The organism is Achromobacter sp. D10, assembly GCF_035282245.1.
Classification (GTDB): Bacteria; Pseudomonadota; Gammaproteobacteria; order Burkholderiales; family Burkholderiaceae_B; genus Achromobacter; species Achromobacter insolitus.
The window spans coordinates 146,430-155,323 of sequence record NZ_JAYJLE010000016.1; the positions used below are offsets into that span (position 1 = coordinate 146,430).

Annotated in this window: 6 protein-coding genes; all 6 read left to right on the forward strand. The window is 64.3% G+C overall.

The features are described from left to right. The first annotated feature begins 116 nt into the window (after positions 1–116). A complete protein-coding gene (locus VCS63_RS28115) occupies positions 117–1,610 on the forward strand; it encodes a TolC family outer membrane protein (RefSeq protein WP_112965271.1) in 1,494 nt (497 codons plus the stop codon). Positions 1,611–1,634: 24 nt separating this feature from the next. After that, the gene (locus VCS63_RS28120) at positions 1,635–1,847 is read left to right on the forward strand and encodes a hypothetical protein (RefSeq protein ID WP_042792889.1); all 213 of its coding nucleotides are present in this window, start codon (positions 1,635–1,637) and stop codon (positions 1,845–1,847) included. Next, complete coding sequence (locus VCS63_RS28125) at positions 1,831–3,996, forward strand: type I secretion system permease/ATPase (protein ID WP_042792888.1); 2,166 nt, start codon at positions 1,831–1,833, stop codon at positions 3,994–3,996. The genes VCS63_RS28120 and VCS63_RS28125 overlap by 17 nt, the downstream gene beginning before the upstream one ends. 7 nt (positions 3,997–4,003) lie before the next feature. Next, positions 4,004–5,425: an HlyD family type I secretion periplasmic adaptor subunit gene (locus VCS63_RS28130; protein ID WP_323881673.1), complete on the forward strand. Its 1,422-nt coding sequence runs from the start codon at positions 4,004–4,006 to the stop codon at positions 5,423–5,425. Positions 5,426–5,444: 19 nt separating this feature from the next. Further along, positions 5,445–6,101, forward strand: a complete 657-nt coding sequence (locus tag VCS63_RS28135; protein WP_042792886.1) for a helix-turn-helix transcriptional regulator — start codon at positions 5,445–5,447, stop codon at positions 6,099–6,101. A gap of 84 nt (positions 6,102–6,185) precedes the next feature. Further along, the coding region (locus VCS63_RS28140; protein WP_323881675.1) for a retention module-containing protein at positions 6,186–8,894 on the forward strand (2,709 nt) is incomplete at its 3' end.

Consider the following 8,894-nt stretch of genomic DNA (forward strand, 5'->3'; position numbering starts at 1 on the left):
CAAATTGCCGAATGGAAAACTTCGTCAACAATTAACAAATATTGACTCGTCAAATCTGACATTTCCACACAATATGGCGGCCACATATTCCTAAACTCGACTCGCGAATAATCACTATGGCTTCGTTTTTGCTCAAAAGCACGACTTCGGTTCTTGCCCTGGCATTCGTTCCTGCGGCATTTGCACAGTCATCGGCTCCCACAGCCGGGCAACCAGCGGTCACGCTGAACCAGATCGTCGAGCAGACCCTGCTCAGCAACCCTGAAATCCAGGCCAAGTACCACGATTTCCAAGCTTCGCTGGAAGGCCAGGCCGTCGCTCGCGGCGCGTTTTTCCCGCAGATCAACGCGCAAGGTTATGTGGGCCGCGAATACCGCAACAACGTGCCCGGCGTCGGGTCGCAGAACTGGAGCCGCCCTGGCTATAGCGTGGAATTGCGCCAGCTGATTTTCGACGGCTTCCGTACGAGCAATGACGTCAAGCAAGCGGGTTTCGACAAACTCGCGCGCTTCTACGATCTGCTGGCCACCAGCGACACCACCGCGTTCAATGCGGTGCAGGCCTATATCGACCTGCAGCGTTACCGCGACATGGAATTGCTGGCCCGCCAGAACTACACCCTGCACGAAGAAACGCTCAAACAGATCAACGAGCGTGCCGAATCCGGCGTGGGCCGCCGCGTCGACCTGGAACAGGCCGGCGGGCGCCTGGCTCTGGCCCAGACCAATCTGATGACCGAGACCGCCAACCTGCTGGACGTGCAGCAGCGTTTCCAACGCGTGACGGGCGCCCTGCCTCCCGATTCGATGCAGCCCACTCCCGACGTCACCAGCAAGCTGCCGGTCAAGCCGGCCGACTTCAACGAATCCCTGCGCCGCAATCCCAGCTTCCTGTCCAAGCAGGCCGGACTGCAGGCCGCGCAGGCCGGCGTCGCTTCGTCCAAGGGCGCTTTCTCGCCCAAGTTCGAGTTCGTGGCTTCCACCGGACGCGACCAGAACGACCCCACGCCGCAAAACCGCGACATCCAGAGCTCCAGCGTCCAGGTCGTCATGAGCTACAACCTGTACCGCGGCGGCGCCGACTCCGCCCGGGTGCGCCAGACCTCCGCGCAGTCCTACGCCGCGCGCGACATCCGCGACTACACCTGCCGCAACGTGCAGCAGGACCTGGCCGTCGCCTGGAACAACGTCGCCAGCCTGAACCAGAAGCTGCCGTTCCTGCGCGACCACGAAGTGGCCACGACGAAGGTGCGCGAAGCCTATCGCCAACAGTTCCAGATCGGCCAGCGTTCGCTGCTGGACTTGCTGGACACCGAGAATGAACTGTTCGAATCGCGCCGCGCCTTGACCAACGCGCTGTATGACCTGCAGCTCGCGCAATACCGCTGGCTGTCGTTGTCTCACACCTTGCTGCCGGCGCTTTCGCTGCAGCCCGCCCGCAACGAAATGCCCGAGGAAAACGGCAAGCTCGAAGTGTCCGACGAAGTGATCAAGCTCTGCAATTCGACGGTCCCCGACTCGGCCCGCCTGGCGCCGGTGCGCGTGCAATACAACGAGGGCAATCTGCCGCCCACGTTCATCCCGGTAAACTCGCCCAAGGCCAAACCCTAGGTGACGCAAGCGCAAGGAGACCATATGCAGAAACAGGGCAACGACTTCTCACAACTGGACGCGGACTTTGTCCGCGTCCTGGAAGACTTGATCGACGCGCTGATCGCCAATGGCACCTTGCGTATGACCGACCTGCCTATACAGGCTCAACAAAAGCTGACCCAGCGCAAGCAACAGCGCGCGCGCCTCTCCGAACACCTGGACCTGCTGGATGACGAAGATGGACAAGTTATCTGAAATGGCGGCCCGGGAGTGGCGCGCTGATGCGCGCGCGGCGCATGACGATCCGCTGCTGGACTGCCTGGTGGAAATCACCCGGTTGCACGGCGTGACGGCAACGGCCCAGGCCCTCTCGGCCGGCCTGCCGCTGGAAGAACACCGTCTCACCCCGGCCCTGCTGCCGCGCGCCGCCGCGCGCGCGCAGCTGTCCGCGCGCGTGGTGCGGCGCACGCTGGAGGGCATTTCTCAGGATCTGCTGCCCGCGATCCTGCTGCTCCACGGCGAACGCGCCTGCCTGTTGCTGAAGAAAGACGGCGACACCTATGTCGTCAGCCATCCCGAACTTGGCGGCAGCTCAATGGAGATGAGCGCAGCCGAGTTGTCGGCGCAATACACCGGCTTGGTGTGTTTTGTGCGCCCGCAGTTCCGCTTCGACGCGCGCGCGCCCGAAGTCGCCAAGGTGCGCGAGCGCCATTGGTTCTGGGCCGCCATCATGGAAAACCGGCGCCTGTACCGCGATGCCCTGATCGCCGCCCTGTTGATCAACCTGTTCGCCATGGCGATGCCGTTGTTCACCATGAACGTGTATGACCGCGTCGTGCCGAACAACGCCGTCGAAACGCTGTGGGTGCTGGCCATCGGCATCACGCTGGTCGTGATTTTCAACATGATCCTGAGCACCGCGCGGTCCCATGTGGTGGACAGCGCCAGCAAGCGGGTCGACGTACGCCTGTCGGCGCAGATCATGGAGCGCGTGCTGGACCTGCGCCTGGAAGGCCGGCCGGTATCGGTGGGCTCCTTCGCCGCCAACCTGCGCTCATTCGAATCCATCCGCGACTTCATCGCATCGGCCACCATCACTACACTGGTCGACCTGCCCTTCATCCTGCTGTTCCTGCTGGCACTGGCCTGGATCTCGCCCTGGATGGTGCTGCCTCCCCTGGTCGCCATCGTACTGATCCTGCTGGTGTCGCTTGCGGCGCAGGCCCGCATGGAATCCCTGACCATGGCCTCGTTCCAGGCTTCGTCGCAGCGCAATGCGACGCTGGTCGAGGCGCTGACCGGCCTGGAATCCGTCAAGACGCTCAATGCCCAGGGCTCCATCCAGCGCAACTGGGAACGCGCCACCGAATACATTGCCCTGACCGGGGGCAAGCTGAAGCTGATTTCGTCTTCGACGGTCGGGTTCGTGCAGGCCGTCCAGCAACTGGTGTCCATCTCGGTCGTGATTATCGGCGTCTACCAGGCACAGGAGTCCGCCATTTCCATGGGCGGCATCATCGCAGCCTCCATGATCGCGGGCCGCTGCCTGGCGCCGCTGGGCCAGGTCGCCGGCCTGCTGATGCAATACCAGAACGCGCGCACCTCGCTGGGGTCGATCGACAATTACATGAAGCTGCCGGTGGAACGCCCGGCGGAAGCCGAATTCCTCCACCGCCCGGTGTTTCATGGCGGCATCGAGTTCCGCGACGTGACCTTCGCCTATCCCGGCAGCAAGCAGCCGGTGCTCAAAAAGGTGTCCTTCAAGCTGAAGCCGGGGGAAAAGGTCGGCATCATCGGCCGTATCGGCTCTGGCAAGACCACCCTGGAAAAGCTGGCGCTGGCGCTGTACCAACCCACCGAGGGCGCGGTCCTGCTGGACGGCGTCGACGTCCGGCAGATCGACCCGGCGGACGTGCGCCGCGCCATCGGCCATGTGCCGCAGGATCCTTTGCTGTTCTATGGCAGCCTGAAACACAACCTCGCGATGGGCGCGCCCTATGCCGACGACGCCAGCATCCTGGCGGCCGCCAACCTGGCGGGCGTGACCGATTTTGCCAATTTGCACCCTGACGGTTTCGACATGGTGATCGGCGAACGCGGTGAATCCCTGTCCGGCGGCCAGCGCCAGTCGGTGGCTGTGGCCCGGGCCTTGATCAACGATCCGCCCATATTGCTGCTGGACGAACCCAGCAGCAATATGGACCACCAGAGCGAAGCGCAACTGCGCAAACGCCTGGGCGAAGCCAGCGCCACCAAGACGATCCTGCTGGTCACGCACCGCACTGCCCTCCTGGACCTGGTCGATCGCCTGATCGTGATCGACAACGGCCACATCGTGGCCGACGGTCCCAAGGAACAAGTGGTCGAAGCACTGCGTCAAGGACGCGTCGGACGGGGAAGCTGAGGAAACCATGCTGAACAATCCTGGCGCAACCCGGCACGGTGTGTTTGGAAGCCTGTGGCGCAAGCTGCGCGGCGTCTTCGCGTTCTTCTTCGACCGCCTGCTCGACGGAACCGAAAAGGGCAAGCCCCAACAACGCTCCGACTACGTCGGCAACGCGGAATGGGTCATTCATGAATCACAGGCGCGCGGCTCTCGCATCCTGCTGTGGGTCAGCTTGCTGGCCACCGGCGGGCTGCTGCTGTGGGCCGGCACCGGCAGCATCGACGAAGTCGTCCGTGGCGAAGGCAAGGTCGTGCCCTCTCGTCAGGTCCAGATCATCCAGAGCCTCGATGGCGGCATCGTCGAGGAAATCCTGGTGCGTCCGGGACAGGAAGTCGAAGCAGGCGAAATCCTGCTGAAGATCGACTCCACGCGATTCGCCTCGTCGCTGGGCGAGAACAACGCGGAGTATCTGTCCCTGCTGGCCAAGGCGGCCCGCCTGCAAGCACTGGCCACCGGCGAACCCTTCGTCGCGCCGGAAGAAGCCCTGGCACAGGCGCCGGGGCTCGTGGAAATGGAGCGCAATGCGTGGCAGGCCCGCACGACCGAACTGAATGCCACGGTCAACGTCGCGCGCGAACAGCTCAAGCAACGCCAGGAAGACTTGCGCGAAACGATCGCAAAGCGCGACCAAGCCGCTGCCAGCTGCGGCCTGACCTCGCGCGAACTGCAGGTGACCCGGCCGCTGCTCAAGAGCGGCGCGGTATCCGAGGTGGACCTGCTGCGCCTGCAACGCGACGTAGCCCGCTATTGCGGTGAGCAAAAAGGCGCCGAGGCACAGATCGACCGCTTCCAGGCCTCTATTAAAGAGGCGGAAAGCAAGCTGCAGGAAGCCGAGCTGAACATCCGCAACCAGGCCCGCAACGAACTTTCGGAAACGAACACGAAACTGGCGACGCTGCGCCAGGGCAAGCTGGCGCTGGCCGACCGGGTCAAGCTGGCCGAGGTCCGCGCGCCTGTCCGGGGCACCGTCAAAACCTTGTTCAACAACACCGTTGGCGGCGTGGTGCAGCCCGGCAAGGACATCATCGAAATCGTGCCGAAGGACGACACGCTACTCCTCGAAGTGCGCATCCTGCCGCGCGACATCGGTTTCCTGCATGCCGACCAGAAGGCGGAAGTGAAATTTACCGCCTACGACTTCGCCATCTACGGCGGCCTGGAAGGCAAGGTGGAACAGATCGGCGCGGACACCGTGACCGATGAGAAAGGCAATTCCTACTATGTAGTGCGGGTCCGTACCGACCGCAGCACGGTAGGCGACAAACTGTTGCCCATCATCCCCGGGATGGTGGCGGAGGTTCATATCCTGACTGGCAAGCGCACGGTGCTGCAGTACCTGCTCAAGCCGATACTGCGCGCCAAGGCGAATGCCTTTACCGAACGTTAAAGGAGGGCTGCAAGGCTTTATGAAACCCGTTCCTGTCCTGTTGATTACGCACGACGACCTGTTGTGGCAGCATTGGCGCGGCCTGAACCCGGCGCGCTGGCTGGCGGCCCGCGGGCGCGGCCTGGCCGACCTGCAGCGCTGGCGCGAACAGGGCCGCACGCTGGCGGTACTGGATGCGGACCTGCCTCGGCTGCCGTCCTGGCAGGATCCCATCTGGCCCACGACCTTGGCCGACCTGCAGCTGGTCGTGGCCAGCCCCAGCCCGAACGACGAGCAAGGCACCCGGGTGCTGGGTGCCGGCGCGCATGGCTACTGCCACGGATATGCCTCGGCGGCTTCGCTGTCGCAGGCGCTGGAGGTCGTCGCCTCCGGCGGCATCTGGATGGGCCGCTCCCTGGTATCGCGGCTGCTTAAATTGGTTGCGGAACGCGCCCAGGACACGCCCTCGTGGGATGGCGGCGTGCTGACCGACCGCGAAATCACCGTGGCCCGCTACGCCTCCAGCGGCCAGGCCAATGCGCAGATCGCCGAAGCGCTGGGCATTACCGAACGCACGGTCAAGGCCCACCTGTCAGCCGTCTTCGAAAAGCTGGGTGTAACCGACCGCCTGCAGCTCGCCCTGCTCGTCCACGGCATTTCCGCTCCCGCCGACGCCAAAATCAAAATTACTTCCTGATACTGTCCTTGAGGACAATACCCCGCGCCGGCGGCGCAATCTAGTATCTGGCCATCTTGGATAACTCCCTGAAACGGAACCAACATGGCCAACACTTCTCCCGCAGTCGTCAACGAAATCTCCGGTCGCGCGTGGATACGCAATAGCGACGGCTCTCTGACCGAACTGCATCAAGGTAGCAAGGTCCCCGCAGGCAGCGACGTCGTCACTGCGTCGGGCGCCACGGTTTCGCTCCAGGTTGAGAACGGCATGCCGATCGTCATCGGCGAAGGCCGCGAAGTCGCGGTGAACGGCGAAATGACGGGGCCCCTGGCCGACCCCTCCGAAGCCGCGGTGGCCCCGCCCTCCGGCACCGACTCCGACCGTCTCCTGGCCGCGCTGCGTGACGGCCGCGACCCGTTCGATGAATTGGATCCCACTGCCGCCATCGTGGCGGGCGGCGGCGATGCCGGCGGCAGCAGCTTCGTGCGCCTGGCCCGCATTCTGGAAACCACCACTCCGCTGGACCTCTCCTACCCGAACCCCAGTCGCGGCGAAGATGTGCTGCCCCGCCTGTCGGGTACCGGCGCCTCCGGCGAAGAAGACGATGCGGTCACGCCGACAACCGTCAACAACGCGCCCAATGCGCTGGATGACGCCGCCCGCGGCGACCAGAACAGCCTGGTGCGCGGCAACCTGCTCACGAACGACTCGGATCCCGATGGCGATCCGCTGGCGATCGTCTCGGTCAGCGGCCGTCCGATGACGCCGGCCGGCGTCACGGTCAACGGCAGCAATGGCGGCACCTTCACGGTGCTCCCCGACGGCAGCTATGTCTTCACGCCGGGCAACGAGTACGGCCATCTGGCCGTGGGCGAAACGGCCACCAGCACCATCTCGTACACCATCACGGATCCCAGCGGCGCCACTTCCACAGCCACTGTGGTCGTGACCATCACCGGCACCAACGACGGTCCCGTTTCGACCGCCATTTCCGACACGGCGGGCGTGGACGCCCAGACCGGCGTGAGCTACGACGTCTCCACCCATTTCTCGGATCCAGATACCAGCGACAAGCTCACCTTTACCGCGACGGGCCTGCCGCCCGGCCTGACCATCGATCCGAACACCGGTATCATCACCGGCACCATCGATCATTCCGCCTCGCAGGGCGGCAACAACGGCGTCTACACCGTCACGGTCACCGCAACCGACCCGTCCGGCGCCACGACCTCCCAGGAATTCAACTGGGACGTCACCAACCCCGCCCCGACGGCGGCCGACGATAACGGCACCACGGACGAGGACACCACGCTCAACGTCGACGCCCAGAACGGCGTTCTGGCCAACGACGTCGACCCGGACGGCGACAAACTGACGGTCTCGGAAGTCAACGGCGCCAGCGGCAATGTGGGCACGGCGACCGGCGGTTCCAACGGTGGCACGTTCACCTTGAACGCCGACGGCTCGTACTCGTTCAACCCCGGCAACGCCTTCCAGCACCTGGCTGCCGGCCAGACGGCAACCAGCTCGATCACCTATACCGTTACGGACAGTGAAGGCGGCACCAGCTCCGCCACGCTGACGGTCGAGATTACCGGCACCAATGACGCTCCCACGGCAGTCGCCCTGCAGAACCAGGACAACATGGATGGGGATGTCGTCAACTACAACCTGTCCGGCTTCTTCAGCGACATCGACGACGGCGACTCCCTGGTCTACTCCGTCGACCATATTCCTGGCGGCCTGAAGTTCGACCCCACCACCGGCACGTTCACCGGCCAGTTCGCCAACTGGGCGTCCGACCACACCAATACGGGCGTCAAGGGCGAATACCTCATCACGGTGACCGCCACCGACAAGTCGGGTGCGACCGTCTCCCAGACTTTCCTCTGGACTGTGGGCAACCCCGCTCCGGTCGCCGCCAATGACCAAGGCACGACCAGCGAAGACAATGTCCTGGTCGTCGACCACCGTACCGAAGGCGTGCTGGGCAACGACAGCGACCCCGATGGCGACGCCCTCCATGTCTCGCAAGTCAATGGCATCGATGCCGATGTCGGCAAGCCCGTCGCCGGCTCCAATGGCGGCACCTTCACGCTCAACGCCGACGGCACGTACACGTTCAATCCGGGCACCGCATTCCAGTACTTGAACGACGGCCAGACCGCGACCACGTCGATCACCTACACCGTTGCCGACGCCCAGGGCGCGACGAGCACCGCCACGCTGACCATCACCATTACGGGCCAGACAGACGCTCCGCCGGTCATCACTCCCGAGGATAGCGACGGCAACGTCTCGAGCGCGCACAACAGCGTGGTCGAAGCCTCCGGCGACACCATCACCGGTTCCGTGACCGTCTCCGCAGAAGCCGGCATCGCCAGCGTCACCGTCGGCGGCAAGGACGTCACCGGCGCCAGCGCCGCCAACCCGGTCGTCATCACCACCGACAAGGGCATCCTGACCGTCACCGGCTACAACGCCGCCACCGGCACCATCTCCTACTCCTACCAGGAGACGGGCGGCGCCGACGACCACACGGCCGGCGACGACTCGGTCCACGATCTCTTCGAAGTGGTCGTCACCGACTTCGCGGGCCAGACGCATCGCGACAATCTGGATATCCAGATCCTCGACACGGCGCCCGTGGCCACCGACGACGCAGCCTCCGTCACGGAAGACGCCACCACTCCGGTCACCGGCAACGTGCTGACCAACGACACGCTCGGCGCCGACGCCAGCACGGTTGTCATCAACACCGGCGACGCCAAGTACGGCAAGCTCGTGGACAACGGCGACGGCACCTGGTCG

Bases quoted from the DNA above. Each gene is read 5' to 3' on its own strand.
- VCS63_RS28115 (WP_112965271.1), top strand. From the start codon at position 117: ATGGCTTCGTTTTTGCTCAAAAGCACGACTTCGGTTCTTGCCCTGGCA.
- VCS63_RS28120 (WP_042792889.1), top strand. From the start codon at position 1,635: ATGCAGAAACAGGGCAACGACTTCTCACAACTGGACGCGGACTTTGTC.
- VCS63_RS28125 (WP_042792888.1), top strand. From the start codon at position 1,831: ATGGACAAGTTATCTGAAATGGCGGCCCGGGAGTGGCGCGCTGATGCG.
- VCS63_RS28130 (WP_323881673.1), top strand. From the start codon at position 4,004: ATGCTGAACAATCCTGGCGCAACCCGGCACGGTGTGTTTGGAAGCCTG.
- VCS63_RS28135 (WP_042792886.1), top strand. From the start codon at position 5,445: ATGAAACCCGTTCCTGTCCTGTTGATTACGCACGACGACCTGTTGTGG.